Here is a 16,286-nt window from a genome sequence, read left to right on the forward strand (position 1 = left end):
GAGTGGTGAAGTGCGACGCGGGTGGATAGCGTCGGGGCATGGCTGCCAAGGTGCTCGCGATCGTCCTGGCGGGTGGGGAGGGCAAGCGCCTGATGCCACTCACCACGGATCGGGCCAAGCCGGCCGTCCCGTTCGGCGGGATGTACCGCATGGTCGACTTCGTCCTCTCCAACCTGGCCAACGCCGGCTATCTCAAGATCGTCGTGCTGACCCAGTACAAGTCCCACTCCCTCGACCGGCACATCACCAAGACCTGGCGGATGTCCACGCTGCTCGGCAACTACGTCACCCCGGTGCCCGCGCAGCAACGGCGTGGCCCGTGGTGGTTCGCCGGCTCGGCCGACGCCATCTACCAGAGCTTCAACCTGATCAACGACGAGCAGCCTGACTACGTGATCGTCTTCGGCGCCGACCACATCTACCGGATGGACCCGCGGCAGATGGTGGAGGACCACATCGCCTCCGGCGCCGCCGTGACCGTCGCCGGCATCCGCCAGCCGCTGTCGACCGCCGACCAGTTCGGCGTCATCGAGGTCGGCGAGGACGGCCGGAAGATCCGGGCGTTCCGCGAGAAGCCCACCGACGCGGTCGGCCTGCCCGACGCACCGGACGAGATCTACGCCTCGATGGGCAACTACGTCTTCACCACCCGGGCGCTCTGCGAGGCGGTCGAGCGCGACGCCGAAGACAAGACCAGCAAGCACGACATGGGCGGCAGCATCATCCCGATGCTCGTCGAGCGCGGCGAGGCCAACGTCTACGACTTCCGCGACAACGAGGTGCCGGGCAGCACCGACCGCGACCGCGGCTACTGGCGGGACGTGGGGACGCTCGACTCGTTCTACGACGCGCACATGGATCTGATCAACGTGCACCCCGTCTTCAACATGTACAACTTCGACTGGCCGATCTACACCGAGCAGCCGCCGTGGCCGCCCGCGAAGTTCGTCCACCAGTGGGGTGAGCGGGTCGGCCGAGCGGTCGGCTCGATGGTCTCCCCGGGTGTGGTGATCTCCGGCTCGCTGGTGGAGAACTCGATCGTCTCGCCGAAGGTCCGGGTGCACTCCTGGGCGCACGTCGAGGGCTCGGTGCTGATGGAGGGTGTGCAGATCGGCCGGCACGCGGTGGTCCGGCGGGCCATCCTGGACAAGAACGTGTTCGTCCCGGAGGGCGTCGAGATCGGCGTCGACCTGGAGAAGGACCGGCAGCGCTACACCGTCTCCGACAACGGCATCGTGGTGATCGGCAAGGGCCAGAAGGTCGTGCCGTGACCGACAGGCACTCCCCGAGGAGGATCCCGCAGTGACCCACCCCCGTGCCGGCCAGCCCGCCGAGCCCGCCGACCTGGTCGACGTGCCGCGCCTGGTGACCGCCTACTACGCCGAGCATCCGGACCCCGCGGACCCGGCCCAGCAGGTCTCCTTCGGCACCTCCGGCCACCGCGGCTCCAGCCTGCGCAACGCGTTCAACTCCGACCACATCCTGGCGGTCACCCAGGCGCTCTGCGACTACCGACGCGAGCAGGGGCTGGACGGGCCGCTCTTCCTCGCCCGGGACACCCACGCCCTCTCCGCGCCGGCAGCGGTGGACGCCCTGGAGGTGCTCGCCGCCAACGGGGTCACCGTGCTGGTGGACAGCCGCGACGGCTACACCCCGACCCCGGCGCTGTCGCACGCGATCCTCACCCACAACCGGGGGCGGACCAGCGGGCTCGCCGACGGCATCGTCATCACCCCGTCACACAACCCACCCGACGACGGCGGTTTCAAGTACAACCCCACGAACGGCGGGCCGGCCGACACCGACGTGACCCGCTGGATCCAGGACCGGGCCAACGCCATCCTCGCCGCCGGGCTCAAGGAGGTCCGCCGGATCACCTACGCGCGTGCCCGGGCCGCCGACACCACCGGGGAGTACGACTTCCTCGCCAACTACGTCGACGACCTGCCGGCGGCGATCGACATCGACGCTATCCGCGATGCGGGGATCCGCATCGGCGCGGACCCGCTGGGCGGGGCGAGCGTGGCGTACTGGGGTGAGATCGCCGAGCGGCACCGTCTGGACCTGACAGTGGTCAACCCGACTGTCGACCCGACCTGGCGGTTCATGACCCTCGACGGCGACGGCAAGATCCGGATGGACTGCTCCTCGCCGAACGCGATGGCGTCGCTGATCGCCGCCCGTGCCGACTACCAGATCTCCACCGGCAACGACGCCGACGCCGACCGGCACGGCATCGTCACCCCGGACGGCGGGCTGATGAACCCCAACCACTACCTGGCGGTGGCGATCCGTCACCTGTTCCGTACCCGTACCGAGTGGGGGCCGGCCGCCGCGGTGGGCAAGACCCTGGTCTCCTCGTCGATGATCGACCGGGTCGCCGCCGACCTGGGTCGACCGCTGCTGGAGGTGCCGGTCGGCTTCAAGTGGTTCGTGCCCGGCCTGTTGGACGGCTCGGTCGGGTTCGGCGGCGAGGAGAGCGCCGGAGCGTCGTTCCTGCGCCGCGACGGCTCGACCTGGACCACCGACAAGGACGGCCTGCTGCTCTGTCTGCTGGCCGCCGAGATCCAGGCCACCACCGGCCGCAGCCCGAGCGAGCACTGGGCCGAGCTGGCCGAGCGCTTCGGCGCTCCCGCGTACGCCCGGATCGACGCCCCGGCCACCCGGGAGCAGAAGGCCGTACTCGGCAAGCTCTCCCCGGAGCAGGTCACCGCCACCGAGCTCGCCGGCGAGCCGATCACCGCGACGCTGACCACAGCCCCCGGCAACGGCGCGCCGATCGGCGGCCTCAAGGTCACCACCGAGTCCGGCTGGTTCGCCGCCCGCCCGTCCGGCACCGAGGACGTCTACAAGATCTACGCCGAGTCGTTCCAGGGTCCGGAGCACCTCCGCCGTCTCCAGCAGGAAGCACAGGACCTCGTCACGCAGGTTCTCGGCTGAGCGGCCGGGCTTCTTCTCCACATGCGAACGGGGCCGACGCCGGAAGGCGTCGGCCCCGTTTCAGCGAGGTCAGCGGGCCAGCGGTATGCCCCCGCGCCGTTGCGGGAGCGGGCCGTGCAGGATGCCGCAGAGCCGGGCGAGCTGGTCGACGACCTTGGCGGGTTCGTCGAACGGATCCAGTCCACTGACCTCAAGGGGGTCCAGGGCCGGAACGGTCACGTGCGAGATCAGCGGGTGCAGCGGTCGGTGGTCGGCCTCGCCCTGACCGAGCAGGTCCTCGTGCAGCTTCTCCCCGGGGCGTAGCCCGGTGTAGACGATCGGGACCGGGCTGGCCGCCTGCTCGGCCATGCGGCGGGCCAGGTCGTCGATCCGGACCGGCTCGCCCATGTCGAGCACCAGGGCCTCCCCGTCACGGCCGATGGCGGCTGCCTGGAGGACCAGGTGCACCGCCTCCTGCACCGTCATCAGGTACCGGGTCACGTCGGGGTCGGTGACGGTCAGCGGCTGCCTCGCCTCGATCTGGCGTTGGAAGGCGGTCACCACCGAGCCCCGGCTGCTCAGGACGTTGCCGAACCGGACGCTCAGGAAGGTGCCCGGGTAGGTCGCCGCCGCGTGCGCGGTCAGCATCTCGGTGATGCGCTTCGAGTAGCCGAGCACGCTGATCGGGTCGGCTGCCTTGTCGGTGGAGATGTTGACGAAGCGGGCGACGTCCCGGCACGCCTCCAGGACGGTGAGCGTCCCCCAGACGTTGGTCTTGACCGCCTCGCCCGGGTGACGTTCCAGCAGGGTCAGATGCTTCAGCGCGGCGGCGTGGAAGACGATCTCGGGGCGGCGTTCGCGCATGATGCGTCGGATACCCTCGTCGTCCCGCAGGTCGGCGAGGATGAGTTCGGGACCGTCCAACAGCGCGCGACCGGTGAGCGACATCTGGAGGCTGTGCAGTGCCGACTCGTCCCGGTCCAGCATCATCAGCTCACCGGGGTTGGCGCGCATGATCTGCCGGCACAGCTCCGAGCCGATCGAACCTCCGGCGCCGGTGACCAGAACGCGTCGACCGGTGAGCCCGTTGTCGTCCAGGGTCAGGTCACCGACCACCTGGTGTCGGCCGAGCAGATCGCTGATCTGGACGTCCCGCACGTCGCTGACCGTGATCCGGTGATCCACCAGCTCCCGGACCGGCGGCAGGACCTTGAACGCCGCGCCGGTGCGCAGGGTCGCCTCCCGTACCTCGCGGATCAGCGTGGCGTCGGCGTTGGCCACGGCGAAGATCACGGTGGTGGCGCCGGTACGGCGGATGACGTCGACGAGGTGCTGCCGGCTGCCCAGCACCGGGACACCGGCGATGCGGAGGTCGTGTTTACCCGGGTCGTCGTCGAGCGCTCCGACGGGCAGGTAGCGGCCCTTCGGGTCGCTGAGCATCGCGCGTACCAGCCCCTGCCCGGCCTCGCCCAGACCGAAGAGCAGCACCGGGGTCGCCGAGCGGGCGTCCGGTCGCATCGCACGGTCCCGCCGGTGGCGGTGCAGGAGACGGCAGCTGAGCATCAGCAGCAGCGCCAGCGCGGCACCGATCACGGGGGTGCTGGCCGGCACCGGACGCTCGCCCAGCGTGAGAAGGGCGACGAGGACGATCGCCGCCGTGCTGGCGGTGGTGCCGGCGAGGCCACGAACCTCCTCGACGGTGCCGAGGGGCTGACGACCGGAACGAATACGGCGCAGTGCGCTGACGCCGACGTGCAGCACGGCGGCCCCGCCGCCGAGCAGTACCGCGTTGACCGCCTGATCGACGGTGAGAGCTAGCTCGTACCTCGCCCAGCCGGCGACTGTGAACCCGCCGACCCAGCCGAGGGCGTCGGCGGCGAGGAAGATGGCGGTCCGACGACGACTCACCCTGGCCCGGCCGGTTGCTGTTGATGTCGTTGGCTCAACCCGTTGTATCTCCGGCGGCATCTACGACTCCCTGTCCTGTCCGTGGCCGGCAGTGACCCAGGGCAGGTCAGGGGGCCACGCACGTCCCCTAACTGCTTAGCGGAATATGCGCCCCCGAATCCGGTTTTCACGTTTCTATGGCCGGTTGTCTGATTTAGTGTCGGGAAATTCGATGAGAGTGCCGTTACCGGCGAGGCTCCTCGCGGCGGCCGAGCTGGCGACGCAGGCTCTCGGGGAGCAGCTCGCGGAGCTGCTCCGGCAACAGGGGCAGATCCAGCAGTCCCAGCTTGAGCTGGTTGCGTTCCTGGTGGCGGCGCGGATCGAGGCGGACCACCAGGCCGGCGTCGTGGCGGTAGTGCACCTCCACCGCGCCCGTCGTCGACTCGTCGCGGATCACCCGCCCGTCCACCTCCACGGCGACCGGCCCGGACCCGGGGCGAAGGTCCAGCCGCACGGTCTCCTCCGGCGAGAGCACCACCGACCGGGAGATGCCGGCCATCGGAGCGCTCGGCGTCACCACCATGGCCCGCGTCGCCGGCGAGATCAGCGGTCCACCGGCGGCGTAGCTGTAGGCGGTCGATCCGGTCGGGGTGCAGACGACCACCGCGTCACAGCGGTAGTAGCCGTACTGCTGCCCGTCCACGCTCAGGTTCGCGCTGACGAAACCCTGCCCCGGATGGCGGACCAGCGCGATGTCGTTGAACGCGACGACATCGTCCCCGCACACCGTGCAGGCCAGGCAGCTGTGTGCCTCGACGGTGTACTCCCCGGTCAGCAGTCGGGCCAGCGCCGCCGGCAGATCGGGCGGTTCGACCTCCACGAGGAACCCCAGCTTGCCCAGGTGTACGCCGAGCACCGGCTTCGGGTCGCGGACGGCCATCCGCAGCGCGCCCAGCATCGTGCCGTCACCGCCGATGGCGACCAGCATGTCCGACCCGGGGGCCAGCTCCTCCTCCGGCACCGCCCGGACCGGCTCGGGCACCCGGTGCCGGTCCTGTTCGCGAACCGCCAGGGCGGCGTGGTGCTCGGCGGCCCAGGCCGCGATCGTGCCCACCACCGGGGACACGTCCCGGGTGGGATGGAGCACCAGCCCGAGCCGGAACCGTTCCATGTTCCCAGCTCATCACAGTTTGGGCGCCCGGCACGGGCCTACGCGCAACGACCCCGTACGCAAGGGCGTTTCGCCCGGCCGGTTGGTTCGTTGGGCCAGGAGCGACCAACCACATGCCAAAGGGGGCGCGCGCAATGACCTGGCCCGGGGCTGCCCTCGACCCCGGCGGGGCGACCGGTGCAACCGAGGCGCGTTCGGACACCGGCCGGCTGCCCACCGCACCGGGCGCTACCCGGTGACCGTAGGGGTCGGCAGGCACGCGGTCGGCGATCAGGCCGTCGGCCGGGCCGGCGGCCCGACCGGTCCACGCACCGGTCGCCGCGCTCTGCTCGCGCTCATCGTCGGCGGGCTCTCCAGCGGCGGCAACCTGCTGCTGGCGATCACCGTGACCCGACTGGAGTCGGTCAGTGGGCTGGGTCAGTTCGCCCTGGCCTTCTCGTTCTACATCGTCGGCTCCGGGTTGGTGCGGAGCACGGTGACCGACACCGTGTTGGCCACCGGGGTCGGGGTCGTCGCGTCGGCGGCCCGGCGGGCGATCCTGCTCGGGCTCGTCGGTGGCAGCCTGGTCTGCGCGGCCGGCGCGGCGTACGGCTCGCTCTACCTGCTGTTCGCGGGCCTCGCCCTGCCCGGGTTGGTCCTCTACGACTACACCAAGGCGGTCGCCGTCGGCATCGGCGCTCCCTCGGCGGCGATGGCCCAGGAGATCGCCTGGGCGGCGCTCACCGGGTGCGCCGCACTGGCCGGCCTGCTCCGGCTGATCGACACGCCGTACGTCTTCGCGGTGTGGGCCGTCGGCGGCGGTTTGATCGGTGTGGTCGTCGCGGCCCGGCGCCGCTACGCGCTGATGCCCGGCTGGCGCGTGGGACGAGCCGAGACCCGCGTCGCGGCGGGGTTCGGTGCACAGTTCCTGCTCACCACCGGGTCGGCGCAGCTCGCGCTGACCGCGGTGGCGCTCGTCGCCGGCACGGCGGTGGTCGGCGCGTTGAGCGCCGGGCGCACGCTGCTGGGGCCGGTCAACCTGGTGCTGTCGACGGCGGCCACGCTGATCCTCCCGCAGTTGGCCCGCACCCGCGCCGAGTCCCGCGCGGTGCGGACGCGGGCGGCTGTCCGGCTCGCCCTGCTCGTGGCCGCCGCCGTCCTGCCGTTGACCGTCGCGGTCGCCCTGCTGCCGGACGCGGTGGGGAAGGAACTGCTCGGCGCCAACTGGACCGTCGCCCGGAGCCTGCTGGTGCTGCTCGCGCTGGAGAGCCTGCTGGCGGTGCCAGCCACGATCGGTTTCGCAGGGTTGCGGGTGGAGCAGGCGAGCCGGCGGGCGATCCTGCTCGGCATCCTGCTCGGCGGGCTCCGCGTTCCGGCGGTCGTCGCCGGGGCGGTCCTGTTCGGTGCGCCCGGAGCGGCCGGCGCGCTCGTCGTGCTGGCCCTGGTCAGCGCGGTCGCCTGGGGCGGCAGCTATCTCCTGCTACTGCGGGACCGCGCGGCGGACCACCCACCGGCGGTCCACACGCCCTGACCCCCGACCCGCGCCGACGGGGTCGGCGCGGGTCCGGCGGCGGGTCAAGCGATGGTCGCCAGGGCGGCGCGGACGCGCTCCACCACGGCCTTGACCGCCGGTTCGGTCAGATCGGCGTACGTGGGCAGGTTGATGCCGCGCCGACTCAGGTCCTCGGTCACCGGACAGTTCGCGCCCGGATCACGATGTGCGGGTAGGTCCGGGATCGGCACGAAGAACGGGCGGGTCTCCACGCCGAGCCGGGCGAGCGCACGGGCCAGTGCGTCCCGGGACGTCGCGTCCCCCTCGGCCCCGACGAGGAAGGCCGCCATCCAGGGCGCGCGACGAACTCCGGCGGCCACCGGCTGCGCCGACAGCGCCGGCTCGTCGGCCAACTGCTCCTCGTAACCGGCGATCACCCGGTCCCGGGAGGCGATGATCTCGTCGGCCCGCTCCAGTTGGGCGCAGAGCAGCGCCGCGCACAGGTTCGTCATCCGGTAGTTGTAGCCCAGCACCGGGAAGTAGTACCGCCGTTGCGGGTCCATGCCCTGGTTGCGCAGCAGGCGCATCCGATCGGCCAGCGCCGCGTCGGAGGTGGTCACGCAGCCACCCTCGCCGGAGGTGAGCACCTTGTTGCCGAAGAACGAGAAGGTCGTGACGTCGGCGAGTGAGCCGGTGGGTCGCCCGTCGACAGTGGCGCCGAACGACTCCGCCGCGTCGGCGACCAGGAGCAGACCGTGCCCGTCGCAGAGTTGGCGCAGGGCGGTGTAGTCGGCCGGGTGCCCGTACAGGTCGACGGCGATGACCGCCCGGGTACGCGGACCGATCGCGGCGCGTACCGCTGCCGGGTCGACACACCAGCTCTCCGGCAGGACGTCCACACAGACGGCACGCGCGCCGCAGTACGCGACGGCGTTTGCCGTCGCCACGTAGGTCAGCGCGGGGACGATCACCTCGTCTCCCGGGCCGATGCCGGCCGCCGCGAGGACCAGGTGCAGCGCGACAGTGCCGTTGCTGGTCGTCAGGGCGGTGTCGGCGGCGCAGCGACTGGCGAACCGCTCCTCGAAGTCACGCAGGTACGGGCCCTGTGAGGAGATCCACCCGCTCCTCAGCGCGTCGACCACGTACCGCTCCTCCAACGTGGAGAGGCTCGGTCGGGCCACCGGATAGGTCTCGTCGGCGATACTCATGATCCATCTCCCTTGCCGGCGACGGCGTCGTTCGCGGCCTCCGCGACGAACGGGGACCGTGGCACCGGACCCGATCCGCCCCGCGCCGCCCAGCCGAGGACGTCCAGGTAGTCGCGGCCGGTGGCCGCCCAGGTGCGACCGGACAGTCGGTCGTTCGCCCGCCGGGAGGCGGCCGCGTAGCGCTCCCGCTCGTCGAGCAGGTGCCGCACCGCGTCGGCGAGGGACCGCGGATCCCGCGCCCGGAAGACGGCCGCCTCGGCGCCGTTGAACTCCAGCTGGTCGCGCAACGGCTCGACGTCGGCGCAGGCGACCGGGAGACCCCAGGTGAACGCCTCCAGCATCGCGCCGCTGGCCGCCTCCCAGAGTGACGGTACGACCACCGCGTCCGCTCGGGCGTAGATGGCGTTCAGCTCCTCCAGGCTGACGAAGCCGGGAAAGGACACCCGGCCGCGCAGGTCGGGTTGTGCGGCGCGGGCGAGCAGCCGGCTCGCCTCGGGCTCGACGAGCGGCCCCGGGCAGATCAGGCGGCAGTGGGGCAGCAGCGCCATCGCCTCCAGCAGGGTCGCGTGGTTCTTGTGCTCCGCTGTGGACGACGGGTAGACCAGCAGCCCCGGTTCGGGCCGCGCGTGCGCGCGCTCCGGCGCGGGTTGGAACGCCGGGGTCGGAATGAGCACGGTCCGCTCCGCGGCCTCCGGGAAGAGGCGCAGGGTCTCCCGGTACGGGTGGGGCCAGGTGACCACGATCGCCGCCGCGCGGGCCACGTTCTCCCGGATCACCGCCGCATAGCCGGGGGCGTGGAAGTCGGCCCGCAGGTGGCGGGTGTCGTGCAGGACGACGACCGAGGTGCCCGCCCCGATCGGAGCGCCGTGCACCGGGAACAGGGTGACGTCGGTGTCGGCGTGCCGCACGACGGACCGTTGCCGGACCGCGTTGACGGCAGTACGAACCGTGCGGGAGTTGCGCATCGCCCTCGGCGTCCAGCGCCGCAGCAGTTGGCCGGTGGGGTTGTCGGAGCGGAGCGGCTGCGCCACCTCGGTCCACGCGATCCGCGCGTCGGGCACCTGACCCTGCCACTGGGCCAGAGTGCCACGCAGGACGTTCACCCGCAGGTCGCAGGAGTCGTCGGCGGCCATTCCGGTCAACAGTCCGTAGGTGAAGGCCTCGAGCCCCGCGGCGTGACCGGGACGGATGGGTGCGGCGTCGACCGCGAACCTCACCGGTCCACCCGGATCAGTCGCCCCATCCGCTCGTCCTCGAGGAGCTGCCGGTCGGCGTCGACCATGACCCGGACCAGGTCGCTGAAGAGCGTCTTCGGCGCCCACCCCAGTGTGCGTCGAGCCTTCGAGTAGTCGCCGATGAGGGCATCGACCTCGGCCGGGCGGAAGTAGGCGGGGTCCAGTTCCACGTACCGCTGCCAGTCCAACCCGACCCGGTCGAACGCGGCCTCGACGAACTCGCGCACGGTGTGGCCCTCGCCGGTGGCGACCACGTAGTCGTCAGGGGTGTCCTGCTGGAGGGCGAGCCACATCGCCTCGACGTACTCCGGCGCGTAGCCCCAGTCCCGGACGGCGTCCAGGTTGCCCAGGTAGAGCTTGTCCTGAATGCCCGCCTCGATCCTGGCCACCGCACGGGTGATCTTGCGGGTCACGAAGTTCTCACCCCGGCGCGGGCTCTCGTGGTTGAACAGGATGCCGTTGGCGCAGAACATGTTCCAGGACTCGCGGTAGTTCACCGCCGACCAGTACGCGTACACCTTGGCGCACGCGTACGGGCTGCGCGGGTGGAACGGGGTCTCCTCGCGTTGCGGGGGCGGGGTCGAGCCGAACATCTCCGACGAGGACGCCTGGTAGAACCGGCAGCCGACGTCGGCGGACCGGGCCGCCTCCATCATGCGCAGCGCACCGAGCCCGGTGACGTCCGCCGTGTAGCCGGGGATGTCGAAGGACACCCGGACATGGCTCTGCGCGCCCAGGTTGTAGATCTCGTGCGGGCGGATGTCCCGAATCAGCGCGGTCAGCGAGGCCGGATCGGACAGGTCGCTGTAGTGGAGGAAGAGGCGGGCGTCGCCGCTGCGCGGATGAACGTCGACGTGGTCGATCCGCTCGGTGTTGAAAGAGGACGACCGCCGTTTGATGCCGTGCACCGTGTATCCCTTGTCGAGCAGGAACTCCGACAGGTAACTGCCGTCCTGACCGGTGATGCCGGATATGAGTGCCACTCGTGACATGAAGTCCCTCTCCTGCTGGCCAATTTTCCCCGCCGGATCCTTATATCGCTCTCGGGGTCGGCACTTCTGAGGTTTCATGTAACTGGCGGAATTTATTCCTCGCGGCCCATCTGCGCGACCAGTTGACGCAGCTCAGTTGAGAAAAGGGCTCAGTCACGGATCGAGCAGCCGATCGTTAGGTGAATCGATCCTGTGGCACGAGCGAGGAGCGAGGATGGCCGGCGACCCCACCCCCGCGGCGGACACCCGAGAAAGACCGGCGACTGTCGACGAGAACAAATTCCACGTCCTTGTCACTGCCGGCTATTTCGCTCCCGGTTGGCGGGCCGGAGGGCCGGTTCGGTCCATTTCCGAAGTGCTCGCCCTGGCCAGTGACGACATTGAGACGTCCATGCTGACCCGTGACCGCGACCTCGGTTGCCGCGAACCCTATCCGGGGCTCTCCGGTCGCTGGGCCCGGGTCGGCCGGACGAACGTCTTCTATCTCGGCGTGCGTCGGCCGGGGCACTGGCGGTCGCTCTGGCGCTCGCTGCGCGCCGGCCGCTTCGATCTGCTCTACGTCAACAGCGTCTGGTCGACCTTCTCCATCCTGCCCATGGTCGCGGCCCGGCTCGGTCTGCTGCGGGTGGGCCGCGTCCTGGTCGCTCCCCGGGGCGAGTTCGGCGCGGCCGCTCTGCGGGTGCACCGGCTCCGTAAGCGGATCTTCCTGGCCGCCTGGCGGTGGATGCTGCTCGACCGTCGGGTGCTGTGGCACGCCACCACACCGGTCGAGGCCAACGACATCCGGCGGGTGCTGCCCCGGGCACGGATCGGTGTCGTCGCGGTCAGCAGGGGCCCCGAGCCGGAGCAGGCGCCTGTCGCGATGCCCGCGACCCATCACGCGCGGCTGGTCTTCATCGGGCGGATCTCCCCCATGAAGAACCTCGACCTCGTGCTGGCCGCGCTCGCCCTCGTGCCGGTGCCGGTGCGGCTGGACATCTACGGCCCGGTGGAGGACCAGGCGTACTGGCGACGCTGCCGGGAGCACCTGGCGGAGCTGCCCGACTCGGTCGCCGTCAGCTACCGGGGGGAGCTGCCACCCGACCAGGTCCGCGCGACCTTCGCCCGCTACGACGCGTTCGTCATGCCGACCCGGGGGGAGAACTACGGCAACGCCATCGCCGAGAGCCTGTCCGCGTGCTGCCCGGTGCTCTGCTCCGACCGGACACCCTGGACGGCGGTGCTGCGCGACGGCGGCGGACTGGTCCTCACCGAGCTGACCGCGACGGCGTTGGGCGCCCTCGTCACACAGGTGGCGACCGCCACCCCCGAGCAGCGGCATGCGGCCCGGGTCGAGGCGGGGGCCGCCTACCGCCGTTGGCGGGCGAGCAGGGATCCGATAAGCGTCCTCGACCAGGCGTGGCGGGTGATTCGGGACCCGGCGTACCGGGTGCCGCCGCAGGGGCGGACCCCGTGAGCCTTGCCCAGCTCCGCCCACCACGGCCCGCCCGGCGGGCCGCACCCGCACATCTGCCACCAGGAGGCGTCAAGTGACCCGCGTGATGACAGTCGTCGGGACCAGGCCGGAGATCATCCGGCTGGCCCGGGTGATCGACGCACTCGACCGGACCGTGGACCACACGTTGGTGCACACCGGGCAGAACTGGGACCCGTCCCTCTCCGACGTCTTCTTCAGCGAGTTGGGGGTCCGAGCCCCGGATCTCCTCCTGCGGGCCGACACCCGATCGCTCGCCAGCCTCCTCGGCGCCGTCCTGGTCGGCACGGAGAAGGCGATCGCCGAGCTGCGCCCGGACGCGCTGCTGGTGCTCGGTGACACCAACAGCGCGATCTCGGCGCTGATGGCCAGGCGGATGAACGTGCCGGTGTACCACATGGAGGCCGGCAACCGCTGCTTCGATCTGAACGTGCCGGAGGAGACCAACAGGTGCATGGTCGACCACATCGCCGACTTCAACCTGGTCTACTCGGAGCACGCCCGGCGCAACCTGCTCGCTGAGGGGCTGCACCCGCGCCGCATCCTGCACACCGGCTCACCCATGCGCGAGGTGCTCGACCACTACCGGCCGCAGATCGAGCGGTCCACCGTGCTGGCTCAACTCGAACTCGAACCGGGCGGCTACTTCGTCGTCAGCGCGCACCGGCAGGAGAACGTCGACCACCCGGACCGGCTCCGTCGGCTGCTGGAATGTCTGCGGGTGGTCCGCGACGAGTGGCGGTTGCCGCTGCTGGTCTCCACGCATCCGCGTACCCGCAAACGGCTGGAGGCGCTCGCGGGCGACGGCCTGCACCTCGACGGCGTGGCCTTCCACGAGCCGTTCGGCTTCTTCGACTACGTGACCCTGCAACGACATGCCCGATGCACCCTCTCCGACAGCGGCACCGTCAGCGAGGAGGCCGCGATTCTCGGCTTCCCCGCGGTGACCCTGCGGGAGTCCATCGAGCGTCCGGAGGCACTGGACAGCGGGGCGATCGTGATGACCGGCCTGGAGCCCGACGGGGTCGTCGAGGCCATCCGGGTGGTGGTGGCGCAGGTGGCCGACGGCTCGGTCGCCTGTCCGCTCGACTACCAGGTCCCCGACACGTCACGCCGGGTGGTCGACTTCATCCTGTCGACCGTGCGCCGCCATCACGACTGGGCGGGCATCCGCCGCTGACCGGGCTGCGGGCCGGGCCGGCACACCGGTCACCACGAGGCCAGGGGCGACATCGCGGGTCACGCAGGCGCCGGCGCCGACGGTGGCGTCCCGGCCAACCGTCAGCTTCGGCAGGATCGCTGCCGTGGTGCCCACCAGCACGCCGTCCTCCAGTCGGCAGTATCCGGAGACCGCGGCGAGCGGGTTGACCGAGACGTAGTCGCCGAGCACGGTGTCGTGCCCCACCGTGCAGTTCTGATTGAGGTGCACGTGGCGCCCCACCAGCACGTTCGTCGTCACCCGGGCACCACCGGCGGCGAACAACCCCTGCTGGTGGACGCAGTCGGGGCCGATCTCGGCGGCCGGATGCACCACAGTGGCTGCCGGTAGGCCGTACCGGGCGATGGTCTGGTCGGTCTCGCGCCGCAGCCTCGGATGACCGACACCGAGCACCACGTGGGTGCTGCTCGGTTGTGCGGCCAGCCACCGGGTCGGGCCGAGGAAGGCAACGCCGAGGCGGTGTACCGACTCGACGTTGGACTCGGTGGGGTAGTCGTCGACGAAGCCCAGCACCCGCCAGGGCGGCGCATTGTCCGAAATGGTGTTCAAGAGGCGAATAACCCCATATACCTCACGGCCCATCCCACCCGTGCCTACGATCACTACGTCGGTCGTCAACCGCGCTCCCTCGGCCACGGAGAACGCTTGCCGCTCTCCGTCATCTGAACCGGTTACCGGTGCCGCTGGTGACGGGTGCGTGCTGGCGCTCCCGTCAATCCTCGCGCGTCCAGGTGCCGGTGTGCCCGCGCGCCGACGCCGGGACAGCAGTCTGGAAGGTGAGTCGAAGGTGAACGAGCTGGCAAGGACGCGTCTGCCCGACGGCAGCCGGACACCGCGGGGGACGGCGCCATCCACGACCACCGCGGGGTACCGGGTGCTCGCCACCGCTCGCGTGTTCGAGCCGGGGTTCCGTGGCGGCGGGCCGATCCGCTCCCTGCGGTTCATCCTCGACACCCTGCCGGATGACCTCGACGTCACCCTGGTCACCGGAGACCGGGACCTCTCCTCGTCGACACCCTACCCGGGCCTGTCCGGGCGGCTGGTGCGGCGCGACGACCGCTGCGCCGTTTTCTACCTCGGCCCATTCGCCCTGCGGCACTGGGTCCGACTGGCGCGGCACATCCGCACCCGCCCAGTCGACCTGATCTACGTCAACAGCCTCTGGTCGCTCTTCTCGGTGCTGCCGATCCTGGCGGTGGCACTGCGACTGGTGCGCGTCCGCGCGATCATGCTGGCCCCGCGCGGCGAACTCTCGCCCGGCGCGCTCGCCATCAAGACGCGCAAGAAGCGGCTCTTCCTGGCGGTCTGGGCCCCGCTCCTGCGTCGCCTCGACGTGCGCTGGCAGGCGTGCAGTTGGCTGGAGGAGAAGCAGATCCGCGCGAACATGCCATGGGCGCAGATCATGGTGAACGGCAACGAGTGCCCGATCCCGGAGCAGCCGGCGCCCCGGGCCGTCGCCCACGACGGGCCGCTGCGCCTGGTGTTCGTCGGCCGGATCTCCCCGATGAAGAACCTCACCAGGGCGTTGGAGGCGGTCGCAGGCGCCACGCACCCGCTGGAGTTCGACATCTACGGTCCGCGGGAGGACGAGCAGTACTGGACGTGCTGCCGACGCCTCATCGACGCGATGCCCGACCATGTCCGGGTCCGCTACCTCGGGGAACTCGAGGCGGACGAGGTGATGACGACCTTCAGCCGATACGACGCCTTCCTCTTCCCGACGCTCGGCGAGAACTACGGACACGTCATCCTGGAGAGCTTGGCGTCCGGTTGCCCGGTGGTCTGCTCCGACGCGACGCCGTTCAGCGAACTGATCGCCACCGGCGGGGGAGCGGTGGTCCGGCCGGCGACGGCGGCTGCGCTGAGCGAGGCCCTCGACCGGCTGGCCGACCGGTCGGCCGGGGAGCGCGCCGAGGCGAAGGAGACCGCGGGCCGGCGGTACCGGCTCTGGCGGCAGCAGCTCAGGGAACTCAACGTGCTGGACCACGCCCGGCGGTTCTGCGCGTGATCCGGCGGGCCGCGACCTGCCACTGATCCGGCTCGCCGTGACCGCGTCACCCGGGCTGGACCTGGGTCGTTGCAATAGCGGGGCCCGCGTGGGTGGGTCCGTCATCCGCCACCCCGCCAGGCCCGACGAGCGAGGAAGCACGTGCCCAGTCGCCTTCGTACGATGGTCCGACGAGTCCAGGACCACCTGGCCGCCACCCGTGACCCCGAGGCGTTCGCGCGGTCCCTGGGGGTGAACCTGACCGGACGGGTCAGGTTCTACGGGATCAGCCGGGCGATGTTCGGCTCGGAGCCATGGCTGATCACTATCGGAGACAACGTCTACATCACCTCCGAGGTGCAGTTCGTGACCCACGACGGCGGCACCCTGATCCTGCGCAAGGACCACCCCGACCTGGACTGGACCGCCCCGATCACGATCGGCGACGACGTCTACATCGGCATGCGGTCGATGATCCTGGCCGGCGTCACCATCGGGAACCGGTGCGTCATCGGGGCGGGTTCGATCGTCACGCACGACATCCCGGACAACACGGTGGCGGCCGGTGTCCCGGCACGACCGCTGCGAACGACCGACGAGTACCTCGAACGGTTGCAGGCCAAGTCGCTGGGCATCGGCCACCTTCCCGTCCCGGAGAAGCACGAGGCGATGAAGAGGATCTACGGGGTGACCACCGTCTGACCCCCGCGCGCCGGCCGCGAC

13 protein-coding genes are annotated in these 16,286 nt (G+C 70.9%); 7 read left to right on the forward strand and 6 right to left on the reverse strand.

Features of this window, described 5'->3' with window-relative positions:
• Positions 1 to 38 precede the first annotated feature (38 nt).
• Both glgC and pgm read left to right on the forward strand, forming a co-directional pair.
• Positions 39 to 1,271, forward strand: a complete 1,233-nt coding sequence (gene glgC / locus ACQP0U_RS10095; protein ID WP_433317800.1) for a glucose-1-phosphate adenylyltransferase — start codon at positions 39 to 41, stop codon at positions 1,269 to 1,271.
• A gap of 31 nt (positions 1,272 to 1,302) precedes the next feature.
• Positions 1,303 to 2,940 carry a phosphoglucomutase (alpha-D-glucose-1,6-bisphosphate-dependent) gene (gene pgm, locus ACQP0U_RS10100; protein WP_433317802.1) on the forward strand — a complete coding sequence of 546 codons (1,638 nt, stop codon included), beginning with the start codon at positions 1,303 to 1,305 and terminating at the stop codon, positions 2,938 to 2,940.
• A 69-nt stretch (positions 2,941 to 3,009) separates the two neighbouring features.
• Here the strand turns inward: pgm and ACQP0U_RS10105 are convergent, their stop codons facing one another.
• Together ACQP0U_RS10105 and ACQP0U_RS10110 are read right to left on the reverse strand one after the other, a co-directional pair.
• On the reverse strand, positions 3,010 to 4,827 hold the full coding sequence (locus tag ACQP0U_RS10105) for a polysaccharide biosynthesis protein (RefSeq protein WP_433317803.1): 1,818 nt from the start codon (positions 4,825 to 4,827) through the stop codon (positions 3,010 to 3,012).
• A gap of 223 nt (positions 4,828 to 5,050) precedes the next feature.
• Complete coding sequence (locus ACQP0U_RS10110; RefSeq protein WP_433317805.1) at positions 5,051 to 5,977, reverse strand: NAD(+)/NADH kinase; 927 nt, start codon at positions 5,975 to 5,977, stop codon at positions 5,051 to 5,053.
• 235 nt (positions 5,978 to 6,212) lie between these two features.
• Between ACQP0U_RS10110 and ACQP0U_RS10115 the strand changes: the two genes are divergently transcribed.
• Positions 6,213 to 7,487 carry a hypothetical protein gene (locus tag ACQP0U_RS10115; RefSeq protein ID WP_433317807.1) on the forward strand — a complete coding sequence of 425 codons (1,275 nt, stop codon included), beginning with the start codon at positions 6,213 to 6,215 and terminating at the stop codon, positions 7,485 to 7,487.
• 44 nt (positions 7,488 to 7,531) lie between these two features.
• Here the strand turns inward: ACQP0U_RS10115 and ACQP0U_RS10120 are convergent, their stop codons facing one another.
• The 3 genes from ACQP0U_RS10120 to gmd are packed head-to-tail and all read right to left on the reverse strand — an operon-like array spanning position 7,532 to position 10,883.
• On the reverse strand, positions 7,532 to 8,656 hold the full coding sequence (locus tag ACQP0U_RS10120) for a DegT/DnrJ/EryC1/StrS family aminotransferase (protein ID WP_433317809.1): 1,125 nt from the start codon (positions 8,654 to 8,656) through the stop codon (positions 7,532 to 7,534).
• Complete coding sequence (locus ACQP0U_RS10125) at positions 8,653 to 9,873, reverse strand: glycosyltransferase (protein ID WP_433317811.1); 1,221 nt, start codon at positions 9,871 to 9,873, stop codon at positions 8,653 to 8,655. The genes ACQP0U_RS10120 and ACQP0U_RS10125 overlap by 4 nt, the downstream gene beginning before the upstream one ends.
• A complete protein-coding gene (gene gmd, locus ACQP0U_RS10130) occupies positions 9,870 to 10,883 on the reverse strand; it encodes a GDP-mannose 4,6-dehydratase (protein WP_238658606.1) in 1,014 nt (337 codons plus the stop codon). Before gmd ends, ACQP0U_RS10125 begins: the two co-directional genes overlap by 4 nt.
• 214 nt (positions 10,884 to 11,097) lie before the next feature.
• On the opposite strand from gmd, the gene ACQP0U_RS10135 reads away from it, so the two are divergent.
• Positions 11,098 to 12,339, forward strand: coding sequence for a glycosyltransferase (locus ACQP0U_RS10135; RefSeq protein ID WP_433317813.1), 1,242 nt, complete (start codon positions 11,098 to 11,100; stop codon positions 12,337 to 12,339).
• A 73-nt stretch (positions 12,340 to 12,412) separates the two neighbouring features.
• Positions 12,413 to 13,537: a non-hydrolyzing UDP-N-acetylglucosamine 2-epimerase gene (gene wecB / locus ACQP0U_RS10140; RefSeq protein ID WP_433317815.1), complete on the forward strand. Its 1,125-nt coding sequence runs from the start codon at positions 12,413 to 12,415 to the stop codon at positions 13,535 to 13,537.
• Here the strand turns inward: wecB and ACQP0U_RS10145 are convergent.
• Positions 13,466 to 14,125: an acetyltransferase gene (locus tag ACQP0U_RS10145; protein WP_433317817.1), complete on the reverse strand. Its 660-nt coding sequence runs from the start codon at positions 14,123 to 14,125 to the stop codon at positions 13,466 to 13,468. The genes wecB and ACQP0U_RS10145 overlap by 72 nt on opposite strands.
• A 238-nt stretch (positions 14,126 to 14,363) precedes the next feature.
• On the opposite strand from ACQP0U_RS10145, the gene ACQP0U_RS10150 reads away from it, so the two are divergent.
• Together ACQP0U_RS10150 and ACQP0U_RS10155 are read left to right on the forward strand one after the other, a co-directional pair.
• Entirely contained in the window at positions 14,364 to 15,584 is a 1,221-nt protein-coding gene (locus tag ACQP0U_RS10150; RefSeq protein ID WP_433317819.1) for a glycosyltransferase, read from the forward strand.
• A 162-nt stretch (positions 15,585 to 15,746) separates the two neighbouring features.
• Complete coding sequence (locus ACQP0U_RS10155) at positions 15,747 to 16,265, forward strand: acyltransferase (protein ID WP_433317821.1); 519 nt, start codon at positions 15,747 to 15,749, stop codon at positions 16,263 to 16,265.
• Positions 16,266 to 16,286 lie beyond the last annotated feature (21 nt).

The sequence above is a fragment of the Micromonospora sp. CA-269861 genome, from assembly GCF_050948505.1.
GTDB lineage: Bacteria > Actinomycetota > Actinomycetes > Mycobacteriales > Micromonosporaceae > Micromonospora.